Source organism: Halobacillus faecis, from assembly GCF_007991335.1.
Taxonomy (GTDB): domain Bacteria; phylum Bacillota; class Bacilli; order Bacillales; family Halobacillaceae; genus Halobacillus; species Halobacillus faecis.
On record NZ_BJYD01000021.1, the window covers coordinates 68,097 to 89,211 of the forward strand.

Sequence of the window (21,115 nt, forward strand, 5' to 3'; positions counted from 1 at the left end):
CTCCTCCAAAGGTATGACAAAACAACTTGATACCTGGTACTAAATTGATATAATAGAGAAGTTGCCTTTATGAAATTAGAGTTCTTTAACTATGAAGCCCATGATAAAATAGTAGAAAGTGCAGAAGGAGTTGAACTTATTGGAATATGTACTTTATATCCTCATCGCCTATCTCCTTGGGTCCATCCCTTCAGGGTTAATTGTAGGTAAAATCGGTTACGATACGGATATACGCGAACATGGAAGCGGAAACCTTGGAGGCACGAATACATTCCGGGTTTTAGGAATTAAAGCAGGATTAATCGTTACCATCGCTGACATTTTGAAAGGGACTGCAGCCGCCGCTCTCCCATATTTTATGGGCGCTGAGGTCATCCCTCTTGTTATTGGCATTTTTGCTGTTGTCGGTCACATGTATCCTGTATTTGCAGGCTTTAAAGGTGGAAAAGCTGTTGCCACATCTGGAGGCGTCATTCTCGGTGTTAACCCAATCATCTTTGCCGTGCTATTATTGTCCTTTTTCATCGTTCTCTATTTAAGTAAATATGTCTCCTTATCTTCCATGATAAGCGGAATCGTTGGCATTATAGCCACTTTGGTCGTACAGGATTATGGTTTGACTATCATTATTTCCCTGTTTACCATCTTTGTGATCTATCGTCACCGCGCCAATATCAAGAGAATCATCAATAAAACAGAGCCTAAAATCACATGGATGTAGGATCTATAGCTTAAAAGGGTAACGATTGCGAAGATAGTCTATCCCATAGAAGGATAGGCTTTCTTTTATGGTGTATTCTATAAATGCACACTCATCAAGCAATCCATTGTATATTCAGAAATACATATTGTATACTTTGACATAGAAAGAAGGCCTGAAAGGAGTCTTTGTTATGAATAAGACTGAATTGAACCAAAACAAACAATTACCATCAAAAAAAGAACGTCATAAATTATTCGGATCAGTGGAGCCGGGTCCACGGACAAAGCCTATGGAAAAAGACCAGATGGCTGACCTTCAAAACTCGAAAAAAGACTTTTTATTCGATATTGATATGGTGGGGGTTTCTAACGTCAAACACCCTATTCGTATTCCCAGCACGATGACACCTGAGATCCAAACAACGATCGGTAGCTTTTCATTCGGATCCTCGATTACTCAAGGGAGTAAAGGGACGAATATGAGCCGCTTCACCGAGCAGCTCGATAAATACCACAATGAAGGATTCGCCGTCGATATCGTCACTCTAAAACAGTTCACCGAGGAACTGGCCGGCCGCCTCAAGCAATCGGATGCGGAAGTGGAAGTATCCTTTCCTTGGTTCTTTGAACGAAAAGGTCCATACTCTGGTCTTGCAGGGATGAACCACGCGGATGCAACCATCCGCGTCGAGTATGACAAGGAAACCGGACATGATGTGACGGTTTCTCTTACAGGGAAAATTACGACGCTGTGCCCTTGCTCTAAGGAAATCAGTGAATATAGTGCGCACAACCAGCGCGGAAATGTGACTATGAGTGTGAAACTGACGGATGACTTCAAAGAGCAGGAAATCGACTGGAAAGCGGCACTCTTAGAAGCGGCAGAAAGCAATGCAAGTGCCCGCATCCACCCGGTACTGAAGCGCCCTGACGAAAAGATGGTTACGGAACAAGCTTATGAAAATCCTCGATTTGTTGAAGATATCGTACGACTTGTAGCCGCCGACCTTTATGAGTATTCATTTGTAGAAGCATTCACAGTGAAGTGCCGTAACGAAGAATCCATTCACCTGCATGATGCGGTGGCTACTCTTAGTTATGATAAGAAAAAAGAAGCTGAGTAAAAAAAACGATGAAGCAAATCATGATCGCTTTGATTCAATTTTACCGCAAAGGCATCAGTCCTTTTTTTCCACCGTCTTGCAGGTTTCAGCCGACGTGTTCAGAATACGGATTGGAGGCTTTTCGCCGTTTCGGTTTTTTCAAAGGCAGCTATTTGACTGTCAAAAGAATTCTCAAGTGTCACCCTTTCCATCCGGGAGGATTCGACCCTGTACCTATGAAGCAAACGAATCATAACTCTGATGCGTCTTCTCCTGAAAAATAGGTTTATGAAACGACGCCAGAGGAAAGAGACAAACACGGAACCCCATTACAGGAGTTGATCTAATGAACTTAACAGTAACAGAAGAAGCAGCGAAATGGTATGAAGAGGAACTTGATATCGATGGAAACGTCGACTTAAGATTTTATGTCCGTTATGGTGGCGTCGGAGGTCTCCAACCTGGTTTTTCTCTTGCGATTAAACTGGAAGATCCTGAAGAACCAATTGCAGAAACGACAACCGGCCCGATTCACTTCTTCATTGAAGCGGACGATGAGTGGTATTTCGATGAACATTCATTGGAAGTTACGCTGGACGAAAAATGGAATGAGCCATCATTTGAATACAAAAAATAAGACGCCGATACGGCGTCTTATTTTTTTTGTAATTGGAAACGGTGAATATGGTCCCAATACCCTTCTTCTTTCAATATACGCAGCTGGCGATCACCAAATAAATCAAAATGAGGAAACCGCGGATCGTTATGAATCCACCCCGGTTCTAACCCGTACTGTTTCCCCCATGCCTTCAATTTGTTGAGGTCAGAGCAACCGACTTTTGTGACTGTATCACAACCAGGAAAGCGGTCATCCAGCCAGAAATGAGTCAAAAAAGCAATTTCCCCTTGCTTTACTTTCGCTTTCCATTCCTTAAGTTCAGCCTTTTTCACACCGAAAGCCATTAGGATTCAGGCTCCATGGCAGCTAAATAAGCTTCGTGCCAATCGGGAAAGCTCCGCCTGATAGATACAGGTTTGAAGTTATCTTTTTTCACGATCACATGTTTCGTTACACCAGTAACTGCTACATCTCCGTTTTTAAATGCCACTTCATACCCGTACGAAACACGAAGACCATCATAACTATCCACCCATGTCCTAACATGGACAGGATCGCCGTACTTCACAGGTTTCTTAAAACTCACCTGAGCATCAATAACAGGTGAAACGACACCCTGTTTTTCAATTTCAGAGTACATAAAACCAAGGTCCTCAATGAAGGATGTTCGCCCAATCTCAAACCAGACTAAATAGTTAGCATGGTAAACGACCCCCATCATATCTGTTTCCTGGTACCTTACTTGAATCGGTGTTTCGACCACTTTCATTAAGAAGACTCCCTTCGCACCGTATGCCATGCTTTTTCTAAGTCGACGAGCTCAAGTTCATTCATATCTTCCGCTTCATTCTCCATGATTCGAATGGCCTGAAATTGAATCGCTTCGTTCACAAGATTATTAATAAAGCGTCCATTCCCTCTTACTTTGTGATCCGTGTATTTCTCTAAGAGGAATGACTCCGCCCATTCATTGAAATGATACCCGTATTGTTGAGCCTGATAGTGAGTCATGTCAATCAACTCGTCCTCCGTATAATCCGGAAAGTGGAAGTACTTTTTGAACCTTGAAGATAAACCTGGGTTGCTCTCCACCAACTGCTCCATCTCGCGCTGATAACCAGCAAGGACAACGACAAGGTTTTCGTTGTGTTTGGTCATTTCGTCGACGAGGGTTTCAATGGCTTCTTTGCCAAAATCATCTCTCCCTCCGTTGTACAACGCATAAGCTTCATCAATGAACAAGACACCACCGAGCGCTTCTCTGATTTTCCGTTTTGTTTTTATGGCTGTCTGCCCTACATAACCGGCCACAAGATCGCTTCTCGAGACGACCACAGTATGACCTCTCTTCAACAACCCACATTCTTTCAAAACGTCTGCATAGATTTCTGCCACCGTTGTCTTTCCGGTACCTGGGTTTCCCGAAAATACGGAATGCAATTGGATTGGAACAACAGGATATCCTTTTTCTTTCCTCTTTTGCTGGGCTTGAACGAAGGATGACAGTTTTTTTACTTCTTCTTTTACATTAGACAACCCGATCAGTTCATCCAGTCGTTGTATGGGAGAACGTTCATCTTCATCTGTTTTCAAATCCCACGCAAGGTCTTCTGAGGATATCCTCATATGATCGAGCCAATGATGTTTATCCTGCTCCGCTTCTTTCGCACCTTTTTGGAATACGGTCTTCAAAACCAAGTTCTTGACCGTACGAGCATTTCCGAATGAGTCATCCACACGCTCTCGATCAATGAGCGAGGTGAATTCGTTTAATGCAGCAGTTGTGAAAAAGAAATCGTTGTCAGTCGCCGTCTGCTCAGCGATTGTCAATAGTTCATCCATGTGATAATCAGGGAGTTCGATATGGTTTTGTTCAGGGAAACGACTGCGGAGGCCTGGATTCGACCATAAAAACTGACGCATTTCTTCTGGATAACCAGCAAGAATCACCGCGAATCGTCCTCCGTATTCTTTGCTCGTCATTGCAGAAACAAGGGTGTCAATGACAGCCTGACCATAATCATTTCCGGTTTGCCCTTCCCTTTTCAAGCTGTATGCTTCGTCGATGAACAACACCCCACCGATCGCTTGTTTTACGTAATTCATCGTATTCTCTTCACTTTGCCCGACATAAGACCCGACAAGGTGAGACCGATTCACTTCCACGACTTCTTTCGTATCTAAAATTCCAAGCTCATGATAAATATTAGCGAGCAGCCGGGCAATCGTGGTTTTCCCAGTCCCAGGGTTTCCAGTAATGATCATATGTAATCCAGGTTCATCTACCATGGAAAAACCATAGCTCTTTCTCTGCTGCTGGTATCTTAAAAAGTGATAATACCGGCGAATATACGTTTTCACATCACGCAATCCTACCATCTGATCGAAGGCTTCCAAAGGATTTTGAAATGATTGATCTGTCAGGAAGCTTGGCAATCGTTTGTAAATCTCGTCCTGATTATCCGAAAGGCGTCTTGTTCGTTCATTGATTTCTTTGACGGGTACTCGAATACGCCTATTTTCAATGGAATTAATGGCTTCTTCCAACATTTGTTCCAAATCAGACAATTCCTCATATACGTCCTGATAAAGGCTCAAACGGCTGGAAGCGTCTATGATTGTTTTCTTGGCCAGGTCATCGTCCCACTGTTCCTTCAAATTACGAACATCAGAATAAATGGCTTTTGCTTTTTTAGATTTTGCTGAATCATGATCTGTTTCATGAAGGATCCACTGATCAAGAGGTGTTTTTTTCAATAATGTATAGGCCTGCATCAACTGTTGAGACTCATACAACTCCGCTACTAAGGGATGAGAAGGATTGAGAACCCGTGCCTCATCAATGAACTGCTCAGCTAGAGCATCATCTCCCGGGTGTCTTTTAATCCGATGGTAAGCAAGCGTCACATAGAGCAATGCTTTAGCTTCTTTCTCCTGCTCCCCATCCGTTTGGTCCATATATCGTAAAGCCTCCACTTCGGAAATGGGAGGCTGTTGTTCTAGACTGTTCCACTGTTTCAGTTGTTCTAACATCTTCATCACTTCCTTTTCTATCGCCGATATCCATTTTATCATAGTCGAGATTTAATGTAGATGAAGATGCATTAAAGCTTAGTGGTAGGGTAAAAAAACCGCTCCTCAATAGAGAAGCGGTTTTTCAGTACGTTAATATTGTTGATGACGGGCTTCGTCCTTAATTTCATCACGCATAGCTTCTAACGATTGGTTTCTTCGTTTATTTTTCTTTTCGATATTTCTCTTTTCTTCTTCCGATGCAAACCGCAGGGCATCGTGGGAAGCTTCGATGTTTTCAATCGTATTCGTCACTTTTTCTTGGAGACGATCGACGTTGTCTGCGCGATTGTCAGGATTTGGTTTTTGGTTCGCCATGTGCTGTTGTTTATGGGACATGTTCGTACCCCTCCTGTAAATTTCAATAGACCCTTGTTGAGTCATTCTTTACTTTTCCCAGGAAGGAGACGAATTATCAAAAGAAAAAGGAAGGAGAATACTCCTTCCTTTTTGTTTACCTAACTTATGTACAAAAACAAACCCCGTTTACGATGGGATTTGTTTCATACGCTCATTGTGACGCTTCTCAATCCGTTCATCAATTTGATCCAACAACTTTTGATCAGCTTTGATGGAGCGGATATTTTCTTTCACACGTTCTTCAAAAGATATGCTCTTGTGTTTTCTCATGGATATCTCTCCTTTTATAGGTAGGATTTCCATGATTTGATAAAACTATTCCTATTTCAGCGCATTTTTCTTCTCTTCCATCAATTCGTAGGTCATCGGCCCAACAATTCTTGGCTCTTGAATAATGCCATCTGTTCCGATGAAGTAAGTGGTAGGGATGGAGAGGATCTGGTATGTCTGATTAATTTCAAGTTCCTTGTCCAACAGGATAGGGAATGTATAATTTCCGTCTTTAACAAACCGTTCAACATCTTCCGTTTTTTTCTCCGTACCGGTACCGTTAACAGCAAGGATGACCACTTCTTCTCCATATTTTTCATGAAACTTCTGCATTTCAGGCATTTCTTCGCGGCAAGGTGGACACCATGTGGCCCAGTAATTTAAAAAAACTTTTTTCCCGCGGTAATCAGAAAGGCTAACGGTCTCCCCGTTCAGTGTCACCAAGCTGAAATTCGGAGCTTTCTCCCCTACTTGTAATCCGTCGGGGGCATTAGGAGCAACCATCCCTGTTTCCTGAGTTGCAGAAGATTTTTGTTGTTCCACCTCATCTTTTTCAGAAAAGGTTGTAAAAATAACTAAACCTAAAAGTATAAGTAGGAAAGCCGTTGCCAACCATTGTTTCATGATGATAGCCTCCGTCCATGATTCCAAACGCATGTGTATTATGTATAAGAATAAAGAAAACCATTTATGCTTGTAAAGCTTTAACGGAAAATGTGGGAATATTTTATTGATGTTTTTTTATTTTACTTTTCGGAGTTGCTACTAAGTTTAAAGAGAGATCATAAGGGTTTTTGTAGGAACTTGAACTTTCTTCTTTCATCAGTGATCGTGTCCTTTTGTGATGATCAAACGCATGCTTTAAAAAGAATAAAAAGATCGCCCTTTATAAAGGGCGATCTTCAGAAAGAAATTTAGTTCAATTTGTTCCGTAGAACCATTTGTAGAATACCACCGTGACGGTAGTAATCGACTTCCACTTCACTGTCGAAGCGGGCAATGACTTCAAATTCTTTCTTATTGCCATCTTCATCTGTCGCTGTGACTTTGACATGATCACGAGGTTTAACATCTTCGCCGACTTCGACATCGAATGTTTCACGACCTGTCAAACCAAGAGACTCGATGCTGTCTTCCGGCTTGAATTGTAATGGAAGAACACCCATCATGACAAGGTTTGAACGGTGGATACGCTCGAAGCTTTCAGCGATGACTGTCTTAATTCCAAGAAGATCTGTCCCCTTGGCCGCCCAGTCACGGGAGCTTCCCATTCCGTAATCATTACCTGCAATGACCATCAATGGAGTCTGGTTTTGCTGGTACTTCATAGCCGCTGTATAGATTGGCATCACTTCTTCTGTCGGCCAGTAAGTCGTGAAACCACCTTCTGTACCAGGAGCTAACTGGTTACGGATACGGATATTCGCAAACGTACCGCGCATCATAACTTCATGGTTACCACGACGAGAGCCGTAAGAGTTGAAGTTACGAGGGCTCACACCATTTTCTTGCAAGTACTCACCTGCAGGCATATCTTTAGGGATTGCACCTGCTGGAGAGATGTGGTCTGTTGTTACGGAATCACCGAATTTACCGATGACGCGCATGCCTTCCAATGGTTTAACCGTTTCAGGTTCACTGGAAAGCCCTTCGAAGAACGGTGGGTTTTGAATGTATGTGGATTGGTCGTTCCAATCATACAATGGTTCATCCGTTGTTTCGATTTCATTCCATTTTTCATTCGAGTTGAATACATTTTCATACTCTTTACGGAAGATTTCAGGAGTAACAACACGGGAAATTTCTGATTTGATCTCTTCTTGAGAAGGCCAAATATCATCGAAATAAACGTCGTTTCCTTCAGTATCTTTTCCGATCGAATCATTTTTAAGATCAATATCCACAGTACCTGCAAGTGCATAAGCAACCACTAATGGCGGAGAAGCCAGGTAGTTGGCTTTTACTAGAGGGTGGATACGCCCTTCGAAGTTACGGTTACCAGACAAAACAGAAGAAGCTGTCAAATCACTGTCAGCAATTGCTTTCTCGATCTCTGGGAGTAACGGACCGGAGTTACCGATACATGTCGTACAACCATATCCAACGAGGTTGAATCCTAGATCGTTCAAATAAGTCATCAGCCCTGAATCTTCAAGGTAGCGAGTAACAACCTTGGACCCTGGTGCTAATGATGTCTTCACGTAGTCTGGAACCTGCAAACCTTTTTCAATCGCTTTCTTAGCGACGAGACCTGCGCCAAGCATAACGTGTGGGTTGGATGTGTTCGTACAAGAAGTGATGGCAGCAATAGCAAGAGCACCAGTCTTCATGACGGACTTATCTCCATTATTGAACTTCACTTCTACTTCTTTGTCGAACTCAGATTTGTCCAATCCAAAGCCGTGGTTTCCAGCCGGCCCCGTGATCGCTTTTTCAAAGGACTCTTTCATTTGAGAAAGAGGGATCAAATCTTGAGGGCGTTTTGGTCCGGATAAGTTCGGTTCCAATTCACCGAGATCGATTTCAACTAGTGATGTAAATTCCGGATCCTCGAAGGAAGGATCATACCACAGGCTGTTCTTCTTGCAGTATTCTTCTACAAGCTTGATTTGCTCTTCGCTGCGTCCTGTAAGACGAAGGTACTCAAGAGACTCCCCATCAACCGGGAAGAAACCACATGTTGCACCGTATTCAGGAGCCATGTTGGAAATCGTTGCACGATCAGCCAGTGGCATTTCCTGCAATCCTGGTCCGAAGAATTCAACGAATTTACCGACTACGTTTTGTTCACGCAGCTTTTGAGTGACTTTCAATGCTAAGTCTGTAGCTGTTGTGCCTTGTGGGAAGCTTCCATTCAGCTTCACTCCAATGACCTCTGGAGCTGGGAAGTAAGACGGCTGACCGAGCATTCCAGCTTCGGCTTCAATACCACCAACACCCCAACCTAGGACACCAAGACCATTGATCATCGTTGTATGTGAGTCGGTTCCGACAAGTGTATCAGGATAAGTATCATAAGAGCCGTTCTCGTTTTCTTTCGCGTGAACGACATTTGCGATGTATTCAAGGTTTACCTGGTGAACGATACCTGTTGCAGGTGGAACTGCACGATAGTTATCGAACGCTTTTTGAGCCCAGTGCAGGAATTCATAACGCTCTTCATTTCTTTCAAATTCAAGCTCCATGTTCACATTCAAGGCATCAGGAGTACCATACTTGTCTACTTGTACAGAGTGGTCAATGACAAGATCAACAGGAACTTCCGGGTTGATTTTGTCAGGGCTTCCTCCCATATCCACCATCGCTTTTCTAAGAGATGCCAGATCGACCACGGCAGGTACGCCGGTAAAGTCTTGCAGAATAACGCGGGAAGGTTTAAATGGAACATCTTCCCCTTTTGATTTTTCAGTTCCCCAGTTTGCTAGACTCTCGACATGATCATCGCTGATGACGCGTCCGTCGTGTTGACGTAATAGAGATTCTAGTAGGATACGGATGGAGAAAGGTAGACGGGAAATCTTACCATGTCCCGCATCTTCTAAGGCTTTCAAATCGTAATAGTTGTACGTTTGGCCATTGAGTTCAAATTGTTTGCGAGCATTAAAAGCATTGCTAGCCATATTCCTTTTACCCCCTCATCAATATTCAATAGTGAACCTCTTTAAGGTTTCACCATTCCCCAAATTTTTACATTTGTTCCCTTTGTATAGAACAAGTTCACAAATCTGCAATCCTTATTGTAAATGAAAACGATTTATAAGTAAAATGAATGACCACAAATTTTTCTGAATTCGATAAATTTTATACAAAAACCTACAAAAACGCATGCTTGTATTTAAAGTGTCAACCTTTTATAATGAGTTTAGATAAGTCTAAGATAATGAAACAGGTGATAATATGTCAGGTGGATTTGCCCTATTTATCGTTGGGTGGATTGTCATCATGGTTGGTCTGATGAGCATTGGTGGCTTCTTTATGTTCCGCAAATTTCTGAAGCGTCTTCCGAAAGAAGACGGAAAATCAATCATTGACTGGGAAGAATATTATGTGGACAAGACAAAGCACATGTGGTCTGCAGAGCAAAAAGACTTATTGGAAGAGTTGATTTCTCCCGTTCCAGAGCTCTTCCGGGATGTAGCAAGGCAGAAGATCGCTGGACGTATCGGCGAAATTGCGCTGCAGAAAAAGAAAAAGAAAATCACACAGGAGATTTTAATCGAGGGCTACATACGTGCCACCCCGAAGCGGGATCATAAGTTTCTTGTCAAAAAGTTAGAAGAGAAAAAAATAGACATGAGCCCTTACGACCCACTCATTGAACGCTAAAAAGGACCCGGCTTAAGCCAGGTCCTTTTTTAGTTCCAACTTTTTTTCCAAATGTAAGTATTGTTTCAACATGGCCATCCGCCATGTCATGATCATCCCGAAAGCGAGTAAAAAGAACATCCCACTCGTTTCTCCGAGGGAGACATGCTGTCCTATAATGAGCTTGAAAACAATTCGTAAAATCAGCAGGCCAAAAAGGATAAATACAAAAGCCCTTGATGGTTTCAAATAAATATCTCCATCCCTCACTTCAAATTTGGAAGTACGAATGAGGAAAATGGAAAAAACAACTCCAATGAGAATGGCTTCCATTACTTGGGTCCATTCAACTCGGAACACCGGAAACACGAACATGAGAGCTCCTGTACTCATCATGAAAGGTGGGAGAATAATCTTTTTTACACTTGCCGGTTTTTTTGCGGCCCGCAATCGGACGAAAATCATCGCCGTAGCCATGCCGGCCGCAACAATAGTGCTTGCAATTAACCAAAACATAACGATTCACTCTTTCTACTCTGTCCTTAATATCAGTTTAACGCAAATTCGATGGCATCCAGGACCTGAGCTTCAATAAGGTTTAACAATGAGGGATTTTCCATCATTCGCTTATTTAGACATTTGATAATGTCCTCTTTCCAATCGTTTCTTTAAGTATAATGGATGAGACTCGTATCATTAATCAAATGCCGACACTCTTGGTACTTTTTATTCCCTGTCATAGGCAATGGTCAAAATGATCGTCATCGTTACCCCTACAACAGCCAGATACACACCAAGGTCAAACAAAAGGGCCGTAGCAAGTTCGGTCTTACCTAAGATCGGCAATTGAAAATAAGCAAACGTTTGCGTGAGGAAAGGCGCGTCAAAAACCATTCCACCAATTCCGGTAGCTGCTGCCACCATCAATCCTACAGGAATCAAAAAACGGAAATTAATCGGCAAAATTTTCTCCATCGCCTTACTTCCATAAGCCATATACATGAGGATGATTGCTGCAGCAGTCATTAAACCACCGATAAATCCTCCACCTGGAGCATTATGGCCAGCAAAAAATAAATAAACGGAAAACCCTAGCAGGATGAAGGCTATAAGTGTGGTTGTAGTTCTTAATATTATATCGTTGGTCTGGGTCATAAAAAAGCTCCTTTATTTTTTCTCTAGTATCATCTTAATACAAATGCTCACTAAAATCCACGTCTTAGAACCCCTGGAAATTAAAGAGTCCCGCAAGGTAGGAAGTAAGCATCGTCATCCAGTCAAAATACAAGGCAATTCCCACTACAATCATGATATACCCACCTACTTTTACGATTCCCGCACTGTGTCTTTTAATCCAGTTCAATTTGCCAATGAAGAAGGACAGGACTAAGAAGGGAATAGAAAAGCCAAGAGAGTAAGATAACATCATGACCAAGAAAAGTTCAGGAGAATCAGCCGCCAACGAAAGCACTGACGCTAATATAGGACCTGTACAAGGCGTCCATCCGAGCGAAAACGTAAGTCCGATAAGAAATGTACCTATGTAACCAGATGGTCTATTCTTAAAAGTTATCTTTCGGTCTTTCATCAGAAAATCAAAGTTGAATACGCCAATAATAACAAACCCAAAGAAAATAATCAGGATGGATCCTAAACGCCGGATCACAGGTTCATATTGTATGAAAAACTGCGCAAAAAACGACCCTGAAAAGCCTAGTATCAAAAAGATTGTCGTAAATCCTAATAAGAACATAACAGTATGGATCAGACTTGCTCTTTTCAACATCCCATTGTCCTCTTTTAATTCATTCACACTCATCCCTGTAATATAGGAGAGGAATGCAGGATACAGAGGAAAAACACATGGGGATATAAATGATAAAAAACCTGCTCCGAAAGCAAGGAAAAGATTTACCTCCATTTAATCATCACACCTTCATTCATAGTCGATTCCTATTGTATCAGAGCTTTAGGCCTGACACGATGTTTATCTTGTGAACATCTATAGAAGATGTCATAGAGAAAGCCTTCTTTCAAGTATGAAAGAAGGCTTTAGTGTCATTATTTCATTTGTACTTGTAAACCTTCTCTCAATAATTCAATCGCACCTTCTTCACTTGAGGCGTTTGTTCCAAGTTCACCTCGGAAGGCTTTGGAGAGGATAGACTGCCTTTTTTCCAAAAAACTACTTGATGTACATTTTCACAAATTCATATATTTCCATGAAATTTGATGAAGAGATGTGTGTTACTCTATCTTTTTTGCTACCAAATAACCCTGATTTGTTAAGGTAAATCATATTATTGGTAATACCAAGAGCATTCGTCATGTCGTAGTCCACTTCGTCATAATTCTTATACTCATATACATGAGTCTTTAGCTTACCAAATGGTGGTTTCACTTCAATGAGGATAACCTTTGTATCTGTAAAAAATAGATATCCAAAGGTTGTACCTTTGAATGCTCCTGTGGAAAGGTAATAAAATTTCTCGTTTTTTGCTTCTTTCTTAATCAAATCCAGGACTTTCATATAATGATTCCTGCTAGTTTTAGGGAGTTTCTCTGCTTCACTGACCAATCCATCAAACGTAGAGTATTCTCCAATAATTGTTATTTCTACATTTACCTTATTCATTTCGTATCCTCCACTTAAATTCTTTATCTTACAAAACTTTAGTATACTACCTTTTCCTCAGAATGAAAGTAGCAAATTTGATATAGAATACCATGTTTTGAAACTTACTTAGTCAATTTATTATACCTTACTAACCTTCATTATCGGAGTGAGAGGTGAACTGTTTACCTTAATGAAATCAAAATTTATTAGTTTTGTTTTATGTACACAAATAAGCATACCCATTTTTGTCTTGTGGATGAGGGTACATGAGGGGCTACTTCTGCTAATCTCTCCTTGAAAAGGTGGAATTACACCCCATAAGTATCAAAATAAATAAAAAGCCCCCTCAAGGAGTCATTTTGGTCTGTTACAGAGCAATGACTGGGATTAAAAAGCGAACTCTAAAAAATAGAATAATGAATTGAAATCTAAAGAATTATAATGATAAGACAAAAAGTAATTATCAATTCTCCCTATCTTTCACCTAAAATAATCTTCTTTAACCGTTCGTATATAATAAGTATCCTCTTGAGTGGAGGAGGAAGCGCTAACCATCCTTCCTTTATTTCCTTTGCCGTGAACGAGAATAGATGTAACTTTTTACAATAACTGTGTTAAGATTACGTATCTTATTAGAACGTAGCCCACGATCCACAAGCATAGCTACTATAGGTTTGTTTCTTGCCTCTAGATAGGTATTTTAGTCGTGAAGGCATTAATCATCTTCTGAACATCTTCTATTGTGAATTTGTTCAATACTTTTTTAGTCGTTTTAGGCAGCTCGACTTTATTCATTGGACTTTCAATCAAATACTCTTCTTTTACACACCAGTTAAAAAACGCTTTGGGCATCTTATACATTGTTACTTTGCTTTGTAGTTGCAATCCATCTTTTTTGTTTTTTGAACATAAGCCTTAAAGTCATGAACTTTATAGAATCAATCTGTTCAATCCCTCGTTTTTCAATAAGATAATTACTCTTGCCTTTTGTTTTCATGGTTTTTGGTGTATATACCCTCCACATGCGATGAAATAGCTACTCTTTAATTAAGTCATCAATTTTTTTCCAAAACAAAAACCACCTCTCCTATGTTCTTTTGGTTAAGAATCCAATAGGAAAAGTGGTTTTATGATTGATTAATCAATTTTCAGCATTATCTAATGAAAGATTAATCCAGAAGGGTAAAACAACTGGTCTTTAAAAGATAATTTATGAGGTTGAACCCTGATGAAATCAATGATATCAAGGCTTCAACCTCGTGTCATTATTTCATTTGATTGTTCATTGAACGCATCATCTGATTGATCTTCTTCTGTGAAGGCTTTTGGCCCATCTGCATCATCAGTGTACGTAACATTTGTTCGTTAATTGGTGGGTTCTTTTTCAAATAATTCATCATGTACTTTCTAGCGATGAAGAAGCCTAGAGCTGCACCACCGACAAGAGTCAATAAAGCAATGATGATGACCCATACGATCCCCAATGTCATGACTTCGTCTTCCTCCTTCGTGTTGTCTCCCATAACAGTATAGTAAAACGTTCTCTAGAATACAATAGTCGTTTCAATATGAGCGCAATTTAGACGGTGCTATACGAATGTAATGTCAAATAGTAACCTCATAAAAAAGGAAACGATCTAGTGCGAACAACGATTTTATTAGAGACAACAAGCATTCTTATGCCTATTATATCACATGTAGGGGCGAAATCGGAAATGGTTGTCCCTACTATTTCCCCAGTTTTTCGAAAGGAAATTTTAACTCCCGGCATAAAAAGAAGCTGCCTAGAAAAAGGCAGCTTCTCCCTTGATTATTTCATCAAGTTTTCCGCATGCTTCACTACGTTCTCTACCGTGAAACCATAATTCTCGATCACAGTATTGCCTGGAGCAGAAGCACCGAACTTATCGATTCCAATGACTGAGCCATCTAAACCTACGTAACGGTCCCATCCGAACGATGCGCCCATTTCAACTGCCAGACGTTTGCGGACAGAAGATGGCAGGACTTGTTCTTTGTACTCTTTAGGCTGAGCTTCAAAACGATCGAAAGAAGGTACACTGACGACGCGTACATCATAACCATTCTTTTTCAATTCCGCTTGTGCTTCAACAATCAATTGTACTTCAGAACCTGAAGCAAGTAGGATCGCATCCGGCTCTTCTTTGTCTGAATCGCTAAGGATGTATGCCCCTTTCTTCATACCTTCGTATGCAAGCTCCTCTGTACCTTGAAGGGTCGGTAACCCTTGGCGTGTGAGAACGAGTGCAGTTGGAGTCGATTCAGACTCTAAAGCAAGTCTCCACGCTGCATTGGTTTCGTTCCCATCCGCAGGACGAAGCACAGAAAGATTAGGCATTGCGCGAAGAGAAGCCAGTTGTTCTACAGGTTCGTGAGTCGGACCGTCTTCTCCAACGGCAACAGAATCATGAGTGAAGACATAGTTCACTGGCAGGTTCTGTAGGGCAGAAAGACGTACAGCTGGGCGCAGATAGTCACTGAAGACAAAGAATGTACCCGCATAAGCTTTAAGTCCTCCGTGAAGGCCCATTCCGTTCATAGCAGCCGCCATGGCAAATTCACGAACACCGAACCAGATGTTTCGACCAGCGTAGTTGTTACGTGAAAAGTCTTCTTCATCTTTAACGGCCGTTTTGTTTGAACCTGCAAGATCGGCACTACCACCAAAGAAATTAGGGATAGCTTTAGAAAGTGCATTGATCGCATCTCCTGAAGCAGCACGTGTTGCAGGGCTGTCTTCTCCGACCTGGTATGTTGGAAGACTTTGATCCCAGCCTTCAGGAAGCTCTCCGCGGATTGCGCGCTCAAATTCTTCCGCAAGCTCCGGATAAGCCTCCTTGTACTGAGCCATTAAGTTGTTCCAAGATTCTTCTTTATCCTTACCATTTTGTTGAACTTTTTCTTTAAAGTCCTGATAGACCTCTTCAGGTACGTGGAACGGCTCATGTTCCCACTCGTAGAACTGTTTCGCAGCTGTTACTTCCTCATCACCTAGAGGAGCACCGTGAGAAGCAGATTTACCAGATTTGTTAGGAGAACCGTACCCAATGACGGTCTTCACTTCGATCATTGTTGGTTGATCTGTGTTCGCTTTTGCTTTCTCTAGCGCTTTTGCAACTTCTTCTGTATTCGTTCCATCCTCGACACGAATCACTTGCCATCCATACGCTTCATAGCGCTTTTCAACACTTTCGCTGAAGGAACGATCAAGATCACCATCAAGAGAGATATCGTTGGAATCATAAAGAACGATCAATTTACCAAGGCCAAGGTGACCGGCAAGAGAAGCTGATTCCTGTGATACTCCCTCCATCAAGTCACCATCACCACAAATCGTATAGGTGTAATGGTCAACAACGTTGTACCCTTCGCGATTATATTTTCCGGAAAGATGAGCTTCAGCCATCGCCATTCCGGTCGCCATTGCAATACCTTGTCCTAGGGGACCTGTAGTTGCTTCTACACCATCTGTATGACCAAACTCTGGGTGCCCAGGGGTTTTTGAATCCCATTGACGGAAGGACTTAAGATCGTCCATCGTCACCTTATAACCGGATAAGTGGAGCAAGCTATAAAGAAGCATAGATCCGTGTCCAGCTGATAGGACGAAACGGTCCCGGTCGAACCAGTTCGAGTTTTTCGGATTGTGATCCATGAACTGAGTCCATAGCGTATAGGCCATCGGTGCTGCACCCATCGGCATTCCAGGGTGTCCGGAGTTTGCTTTTTCTACTGCATCGATTGTTAACGTTCTTATCGTATTGATTGATGTTTGTTCAAGGCTGTTTGCCATGTTCAACATTCCCCTTTCTATTCAGGTATATGTACCATGTATTATCCTATAATGAAATTCCTTTCGAAACAAGCTTTGTGCAAAATTTCGCACAGCCTCAAACCTAATTTCCCCCTTATTCAGGGAATTAAACAAGAAAAAATCCGCATTCGAAAATTATCGAATACGGACAATTTGGCATTAATTCTTTTTTTCGTTCTTTTGCATTTGACGGAGCTTCTCTGGAGTTACGTCATTCCCTTTCGGATCAATGACGGTCACACCTTTCAGCTGATTTTTGAAGGATTGACGTGCATTTTTCAAATATTCCTGGCGCAGCTTCTGCTGTTCTGCTTTTTCTTCCTTCGAAAGCTCTTCCTGCTTAGATTTATTAGCAAGTTCATTTATACGATTAATTTTTTCTTTTGATAACATAGATCCTTCTCCTTTACTCATAGTCTGGATCGTAAAACATGAAAAAGACAAGAAATCCAAAGATCCTTGTCCACACACCTTATATTATCGTGATTCTTCTTCTTTTTCAAGCGATAGGTACTCCTTGTATCTGCGATGCACCGTAGCTTTTGATACATCATATCCCAATCCCCTCAAAGTCGCTGCGATATCTTTGAATGTCAAATCATTTTTCCTTAGACGAATAACTTCTTCTATAGGAAAGTCGATCCTCTCACGCCCGGGTGCCTGATCACGGTTTGATAAGTTGGCGGATGGATCGTAGCCGCCCTCTACGGCTTTTCTCATCCCCCGGCGAATTTTCATATTATGTATTTTCCTTTGGTATTCTTCTACAATACCTACAATCTGTAGAACCATAGAATCTGATTCCGATAACTGTAATTCTCCCTGGTTTGAAAGGGAGTACACCTTGACTTTCAACCGGTTCAATTGATGAAACAAAGCGATCTTCGTATTTCCCCGACCTAATCGTGTTTCATCTTGAATCAATAATGCTTCCGCACGTCCGGAAGAAAAACATTCCAGCATGCGGAAGATTCCTTCACGCTCAATTTCGTAACCACTCGACTGTTCTTCAATACATTCAATAACTTCGAAGCCGTGACGCTCTGCCATCGATGTCAACTCGGCTCTTTGTCGTTTCAATGAAGTCACTTGCTCTTCTTTTTCCGTACTTACCCTGCAATATAAAATTACTTTCACTTGGATGATCCTCTCTCTTTCTCTATTAAACAGCTGTGACCATAGAATAATAGAGAATGATAAAACTAACAATAAAAAGAATAATGTAGGTGTAATCCAGCTTAGATAATTTGTTAAACATTGATAACCCCTCCGCTTTCCTAGAACGAACGTTCTTAAGAACCTGTGTTCGCATTTGTTACTTTCCATTATATACGAACACAGGTTCTTGTCAATGGCTTTTTTCGAACGCGTGTTTGTATTTTGAAAATATAAGTGGTACAATGTGGTTACTATAATCCTATGTACGAGGTGCTAATCTATGAGTAAACTTTCAAAACGGCAGCAGGAAATACTAGATTTCATTAAAGAACAAGTTTTATCCAAAGGGTATCCACCATCCGTAAGGGAGATCGGTCAATCTGTTGGTCTTGCTTCAAGTTCCACTGTGCATGGTCACTTATCCAGATTGGAGAAAAAGGGATACATTCGACGCGACCCGACCAAACCTCGTGCCATTGAAGTGATTGAATTAGAAGAAGATCACAGTATCCCGAGAAGTGAAGCTTCCTACGCTCCAGTAATCGGTAAAGTCACGGCAGGTTCACCGATTACAGCTGTAGAAAACATTGAAGAATACGTTCCACTTCCAGATACACTGGCAGGGTCAGATGACAACACATTCGTACTAATCGTACAAGGGGAAAGTATGATTGAGGCAGGAATTCTTGATGGGGATATGGTCATCGTCAGACAACAACAGACCGCACAGAACGGTGATATCGTCGTAGCTATGACAGAAGACGAAGAAGCTACTGTCAAACGGTTCTTCAAGGAAAGAAATCACGTTCGCCTGCAGCCTGAAAATGCAACAATGGAGCCGATTCTATTGCAGGATGTATCCATTTTAGGGAAAGTCGTCGGTCTTTACAGGACCGTACACTAAAAAGAAAGAGGCGAGTTTTTTGAGAACTCGCCTCTTTCTTTTATGTCATCCGCCCATACCTTTTACAAATAGAGGTCAAAGGATTTACAGACAACATATTATTTTTTAGATACGTTCTCACTTGTTTTACGCTCATAACAGTAAGCCACTACATGTTCATCCAAGATGTCGATCACCCGAACCACTCGTTAGGAAAACTCGCCGTTGTGATGAAAATAGGTCCATTCCAACTTTATTTTTCCCGTTTAGATCGTTGGAACCATCCACCAAAAGTAAACGACCAATATCCTTGAAAACCTTCATCAAGGTGATTTTGATACATAGAAAAACCCTTGAAGCTCTGCTTCAAGGGTTTTAAATTTAATACGTCTGTAAATATTGTTCACGTTCCCACGGATGAACCTGGGTTCTGAACATGTCCCATTCAATTTCTTTCGCTTCGATGAAATGTTCGAATAGGTGCTCTCCAAGAGCTTCTACCATGATCGGGTCTTTATGCAGCTCTTCCAACGCATCATATAAAGTAGCAGGAAGATCTTTAACTCCGTGAGCTTCACGCTCTTTCTTATCCATCACGTAAATGTTTCGGTCGACAGGAGCAGGTGCTTCCAGTTTATTTTCCACACCATCAAGTCCAGCAGCAAGAAGCACAGCCATCGCCATGTATGGGTTGGCTGATGGATCCACACTGCGGACTTCGATTCTTGTGCTCAAGCCACGGGATGTCGGAACACGTACGAGTGGACTACGGTTTTGACCGGACCATGCTACATAACACGGAGCCTCATATCCTGGTACAAGACGCTTATAGGAGTTGACGGTAGGGTTCGTCACAGCCGTGAAGTTTGTTGCATGCTTGATGATGCCTGCTGTGAACTGATAAGCCACTTCTGACAGCTGTTCTTTCCCTTTCTCATCAAAGAAAGCATTGCCCTTTTCATTGAAAAGAGACATGTTCGCGTGCATACCAGATCCGTTCACACCAAACAATGGTTTAGGCATAAAGGTTGCATGCAAACCATGTTGACGTGCAATGGTTTTAACAACGAGTTTGAATGTTTGGATATCATCACAATGCTTGACGGCATCCGCATATTTGAAGTCGATTTCGTGCTGACCTGGAGCTACTTCGTGGTGAGAGGCTTCAATTTCAAAGCCCATTTCCTCAAGCTCCAGGACAATGTCACGACGGCAATTTTCACCAAGATCGGTTGGTGCCAGGTCAAAATAGCCGCCTTTATCATTCAACTCCATCGTTGGATCGCCTTTTTCATCTAATTTGAATAGGAAAAATTCAGGTTCTGTACCAATGTTGAAAGCAGAAAAACCGAGTTTCTCCATTTTTTTGATGTTCCGCTTCAAGTTATAGCGCGGACACCCTTCAAAAGGAGTTTGGTCTGGGTTGTAGATGTCACAGATGAATCGTGCGACTTTCCCTTTTTCTGAAGTCCAAGGGAAAACGACGAATGTATCCAGGTCTGGAACTAAATACATGTCAGATTCCTCGATACGAACGAACCCTTCAATAGAGGATCCATCAAACATCATCATGCCATCAATAGCTTTATCCAACTGGCTTAGTGGAATTTCCACGTTTTTGATTGTACCAAGCATATCCGTGAATTGAAGACGGATAAACTTGACGTTTTCCTCATCGATTTTTTTGTAAATTTCTTCTTTTGTTAAACCCATTGAATTTCTCCTCTCAACAGAAAATTAATGGAAGAACCTTGACATTTCTCCCTGTCTGATTGCTAATTTACCTTGTCTTCCCGCTGTGAATAGTTCTCGTTGCAGCATACGACGAAGTTCTTTCTCGGTAAGTTCATTGTGTACTTCCTTCACTTGATCCTCATCATATACCTCATTATCTGGCTGATCATTCAGCTTCAGAACTTTCTTGATTCCGGCCATGTTCACACCCTGATCGATCAAGTCTTTAATTTCAAGCAGTCGATCGACATCATTGAATGAAAACATGCGGCGGTTCCCTTCTGAACGGGCCGGCTGAACAAGCTCGTGCTGTTCATAGTACCGAATCTGCCGTGCAGTAAGGTCTGTCAATGATTGAACAATCCCCATCGGGAATAACGGCATAGAACGACGAATTTCATCACTCATCGATGTGCCACCTCCCCATAAGAATGATACTTTAATTATACGTCACGAA

24 protein-coding genes are annotated in these 21,115 nt (G+C 41.7%); 7 read left to right on the forward strand and 17 right to left on the reverse strand.

The window, feature by feature from the left end:
* Positions 1-139: 139 nt before the first annotated feature.
* From plsY to HFA01_RS11260, 4 genes are all read left to right on the forward strand, one after another.
* Complete coding sequence (plsY, locus tag HFA01_RS11245) at positions 140-721, forward strand: glycerol-3-phosphate 1-O-acyltransferase PlsY (protein ID WP_146816272.1); 582 nt, start codon at positions 140-142, stop codon at positions 719-721.
* 172 nt (positions 722-893) lie between these two features.
* Entirely contained in the window at positions 894-1,826 is a 933-nt protein-coding gene (folE2, locus tag HFA01_RS11250; RefSeq protein ID WP_146816274.1) for a GTP cyclohydrolase FolE2, read from the forward strand.
* A gap of 8 nt (positions 1,827-1,834) precedes the next feature.
* Entirely contained in the window at positions 1,835-2,089 is a 255-nt protein-coding gene (gene yidD, locus HFA01_RS11255) for a membrane protein insertion efficiency factor YidD (protein WP_146816276.1), read from the forward strand.
* 62 nt (positions 2,090-2,151) lie between these two features.
* A complete protein-coding gene (locus tag HFA01_RS11260) occupies positions 2,152-2,442 on the forward strand; it encodes a HesB/YadR/YfhF family protein (protein ID WP_146816278.1) in 291 nt (96 codons plus the stop codon).
* Positions 2,443-2,459: 17 nt separating this feature from the next.
* Here HFA01_RS11260 and HFA01_RS11265 read toward each other — a convergent pair whose 3' ends face one another.
* From HFA01_RS11265 to acnA, 7 genes are all read right to left on the reverse strand, one after another.
* A complete protein-coding gene (locus tag HFA01_RS11265; RefSeq protein ID WP_146816280.1) occupies positions 2,460-2,768 on the reverse strand; it encodes a hypothetical protein in 309 nt (102 codons plus the stop codon).
* Positions 2,768-3,193 (reverse strand): acyl-CoA thioesterase, encoded by a 426-nt coding sequence (locus HFA01_RS11270; RefSeq protein ID WP_146816282.1) that lies wholly within the window; start codon positions 3,191-3,193, stop codon positions 2,768-2,770. Before HFA01_RS11270 ends, HFA01_RS11265 begins: the two co-directional genes overlap by 1 nt.
* On the reverse strand, positions 3,193-5,457 hold the full coding sequence (locus HFA01_RS11275) for an AAA family ATPase (protein WP_146816284.1): 2,265 nt from the start codon (positions 5,455-5,457) through the stop codon (positions 3,193-3,195). Before HFA01_RS11275 ends, HFA01_RS11270 begins: the two co-directional genes overlap by 1 nt.
* A gap of 132 nt (positions 5,458-5,589) precedes the next feature.
* On the reverse strand, positions 5,590-5,814 hold the full coding sequence (tlp, locus tag HFA01_RS11280) for a small acid-soluble spore protein Tlp (RefSeq protein WP_146816457.1): 225 nt from the start codon (positions 5,812-5,814) through the stop codon (positions 5,590-5,592).
* A gap of 168 nt (positions 5,815-5,982) precedes the next feature.
* Positions 5,983-6,126 (reverse strand): FbpB family small basic protein, encoded by a 144-nt coding sequence (locus tag HFA01_RS11285; protein WP_160912244.1) that lies wholly within the window; start codon positions 6,124-6,126, stop codon positions 5,983-5,985.
* A 51-nt stretch (positions 6,127-6,177) separates the two neighbouring features.
* Positions 6,178-6,750: a redoxin domain-containing protein gene (locus tag HFA01_RS11290; protein ID WP_146816286.1), complete on the reverse strand. Its 573-nt coding sequence runs from the start codon at positions 6,748-6,750 to the stop codon at positions 6,178-6,180.
* A 290-nt stretch (positions 6,751-7,040) separates the two neighbouring features.
* Complete coding sequence (gene acnA / locus HFA01_RS11295; RefSeq protein ID WP_146816288.1) at positions 7,041-9,746, reverse strand: aconitate hydratase AcnA; 2,706 nt, start codon at positions 9,744-9,746, stop codon at positions 7,041-7,043.
* Positions 9,747-10,023: 277 nt separating this feature from the next.
* On the opposite strand from acnA, the gene HFA01_RS11300 reads away from it, so the two are divergent.
* Positions 10,024-10,452, forward strand: a complete 429-nt coding sequence (locus HFA01_RS11300; protein ID WP_146816290.1) for a DUF2621 family protein — start codon at positions 10,024-10,026, stop codon at positions 10,450-10,452.
* Positions 10,453-10,464: 12 nt separating this feature from the next.
* On the opposite strand, the gene HFA01_RS11305 is transcribed toward HFA01_RS11300, so the two are convergent.
* From HFA01_RS11305 to HFA01_RS11340, 8 genes are all read right to left on the reverse strand, one after another.
* Complete coding sequence (locus HFA01_RS11305) at positions 10,465-10,947, reverse strand: CcdC family protein (RefSeq protein ID WP_146816292.1); 483 nt, start codon at positions 10,945-10,947, stop codon at positions 10,465-10,467.
* Positions 10,948-11,157: 210 nt separating this feature from the next.
* Positions 11,158-11,586: a Na(+)/H(+) antiporter subunit B gene (locus tag HFA01_RS11310; protein WP_089654991.1), complete on the reverse strand. Its 429-nt coding sequence runs from the start codon at positions 11,584-11,586 to the stop codon at positions 11,158-11,160.
* Between the two features lie 64 nt (positions 11,587-11,650).
* Positions 11,651-12,352, reverse strand: coding sequence for a cytochrome c biogenesis CcdA family protein (locus tag HFA01_RS11315; protein ID WP_146816294.1), 702 nt, complete (start codon positions 12,350-12,352; stop codon positions 11,651-11,653).
* Between the two features lie 264 nt (positions 12,353-12,616).
* Positions 12,617-13,066, reverse strand: a complete 450-nt coding sequence (locus HFA01_RS11320; RefSeq protein ID WP_146816296.1) for a PH domain-containing protein — start codon at positions 13,064-13,066, stop codon at positions 12,617-12,619.
* A 1,247-nt stretch (positions 13,067-14,313) separates the two neighbouring features.
* On the reverse strand, positions 14,314-14,538 hold the full coding sequence (locus HFA01_RS11325; RefSeq protein ID WP_035505139.1) for a YneF family protein: 225 nt from the start codon (positions 14,536-14,538) through the stop codon (positions 14,314-14,316).
* A gap of 320 nt (positions 14,539-14,858) precedes the next feature.
* A complete protein-coding gene (gene tkt, locus HFA01_RS11330) occupies positions 14,859-16,862 on the reverse strand; it encodes a transketolase (RefSeq protein WP_146816298.1) in 2,004 nt (667 codons plus the stop codon).
* A gap of 180 nt (positions 16,863-17,042) precedes the next feature.
* Positions 17,043-17,276, reverse strand: coding sequence for a DUF896 domain-containing protein (locus tag HFA01_RS11335; protein WP_146816300.1), 234 nt, complete (start codon positions 17,274-17,276; stop codon positions 17,043-17,045).
* Positions 17,277-17,360: 84 nt separating this feature from the next.
* Complete coding sequence (locus HFA01_RS11340) at positions 17,361-18,020, reverse strand: YneB family resolvase-like protein (protein ID WP_146816302.1); 660 nt, start codon at positions 18,018-18,020, stop codon at positions 17,361-17,363.
* A gap of 301 nt (positions 18,021-18,321) precedes the next feature.
* Here HFA01_RS11340 and lexA point away from each other — a divergent pair, with 301 nt between their 5' ends.
* Positions 18,322-18,945, forward strand: coding sequence for a transcriptional repressor LexA (lexA, locus tag HFA01_RS11345; protein ID WP_146816304.1), 624 nt, complete (start codon positions 18,322-18,324; stop codon positions 18,943-18,945).
* 152 nt (positions 18,946-19,097) lie between these two features.
* Positions 19,098-19,238, forward strand: a complete 141-nt coding sequence (locus HFA01_RS18920) for a hypothetical protein (RefSeq protein WP_167506228.1) — start codon at positions 19,098-19,100, stop codon at positions 19,236-19,238.
* A gap of 67 nt (positions 19,239-19,305) precedes the next feature.
* Here HFA01_RS18920 and glnA read toward each other — a convergent pair whose 3' ends face one another.
* A complete protein-coding gene (glnA, locus tag HFA01_RS11350; protein ID WP_146816306.1) occupies positions 19,306-20,637 on the reverse strand; it encodes a type I glutamate--ammonia ligase in 1,332 nt (443 codons plus the stop codon).
* Between the two features lie 24 nt (positions 20,638-20,661).
* Positions 20,662-21,066 (reverse strand): MerR family transcriptional regulator, encoded by a 405-nt coding sequence (locus HFA01_RS11355; RefSeq protein ID WP_089652332.1) that lies wholly within the window; start codon positions 21,064-21,066, stop codon positions 20,662-20,664.
* Between the last annotated feature and the right edge of the window lie 49 nt (positions 21,067-21,115).

Excerpts from the sequence above, each read along its gene's own strand:
- HFA01_RS11305 (WP_146816292.1), bottom strand. The coding sequence starts at position 10,947 with ATGTTTTGGTTAATTGCAAGCACTATTGTTGCGGCCGGCATGGCTACG.
- HFA01_RS11325 (WP_035505139.1), bottom strand. The coding sequence starts at position 14,538 with ATGACATTGGGGATCGTATGGGTCATCATCATTGCTTTATTGACTCTT.
- glnA (WP_146816306.1), bottom strand. The coding sequence starts at position 20,637 with ATGGGTTTAACAAAAGAAGAAATTTACAAAAAAATCGATGAGGAAAAC.
- HFA01_RS11270 (WP_146816282.1), bottom strand. The coding sequence starts at position 3,193 with ATGAAAGTGGTCGAAACACCGATTCAAGTAAGGTACCAGGAAACAGAT.
- HFA01_RS11285 (WP_160912244.1), bottom strand. The coding sequence starts at position 6,126 with ATGAGAAAACACAAGAGCATATCTTTTGAAGAACGTGTGAAAGAAAAT.
- HFA01_RS11315 (WP_146816294.1), bottom strand. The coding sequence starts at position 12,352 with ATGGAGGTAAATCTTTTCCTTGCTTTCGGAGCAGGTTTTTTATCATTT.
- HFA01_RS11335 (WP_146816300.1), bottom strand. The coding sequence starts at position 17,276 with ATGTTATCAAAAGAAAAAATTAATCGTATAAATGAACTTGCTAATAAA.
- tkt (WP_146816298.1), bottom strand. The coding sequence starts at position 16,862 with ATGGCAAACAGCCTTGAACAAACATCAATCAATACGATAAGAACGTTA.
- tlp (WP_146816457.1), bottom strand. The coding sequence starts at position 5,814 with ATGGCGAACCAAAAACCAAATCCTGACAATCGCGCAGACAACGTCGAT.
- acnA (WP_146816288.1), bottom strand. The coding sequence starts at position 9,746 with ATGGCTAGCAATGCTTTTAATGCTCGCAAACAATTTGAACTCAATGGC.
- HFA01_RS11300 (WP_146816290.1), top strand. The coding sequence starts at position 10,024 with ATGTCAGGTGGATTTGCCCTATTTATCGTTGGGTGGATTGTCATCATG.
- HFA01_RS11320 (WP_146816296.1), bottom strand. The coding sequence starts at position 13,066 with ATGAATAAGGTAAATGTAGAAATAACAATTATTGGAGAATACTCTACG.
- HFA01_RS11290 (WP_146816286.1), bottom strand. The coding sequence starts at position 6,750 with ATGAAACAATGGTTGGCAACGGCTTTCCTACTTATACTTTTAGGTTTA.
- HFA01_RS11275 (WP_146816284.1), bottom strand. The coding sequence starts at position 5,457 with ATGTTAGAACAACTGAAACAGTGGAACAGTCTAGAACAACAGCCTCCC.
- folE2 (WP_146816274.1), top strand. The coding sequence starts at position 894 with ATGAATAAGACTGAATTGAACCAAAACAAACAATTACCATCAAAAAAA.
- HFA01_RS11355 (WP_089652332.1), bottom strand. The coding sequence starts at position 21,066 with ATGAGTGATGAAATTCGTCGTTCTATGCCGTTATTCCCGATGGGGATT.
- HFA01_RS11265 (WP_146816280.1), bottom strand. The coding sequence starts at position 2,768 with ATGGCTTTCGGTGTGAAAAAGGCTGAACTTAAGGAATGGAAAGCGAAA.
- HFA01_RS11260 (WP_146816278.1), top strand. The coding sequence starts at position 2,152 with ATGAACTTAACAGTAACAGAAGAAGCAGCGAAATGGTATGAAGAGGAA.
- yidD (WP_146816276.1), top strand. The coding sequence starts at position 1,835 with ATGAAGCAAATCATGATCGCTTTGATTCAATTTTACCGCAAAGGCATC.
- HFA01_RS18920 (WP_167506228.1), top strand. The coding sequence starts at position 19,098 with ATGTTCATCCAAGATGTCGATCACCCGAACCACTCGTTAGGAAAACTC.
- HFA01_RS11310 (WP_089654991.1), bottom strand. The coding sequence starts at position 11,586 with ATGACCCAGACCAACGATATAATATTAAGAACTACAACCACACTTATA.
- lexA (WP_146816304.1), top strand. The coding sequence starts at position 18,322 with ATGAGTAAACTTTCAAAACGGCAGCAGGAAATACTAGATTTCATTAAA.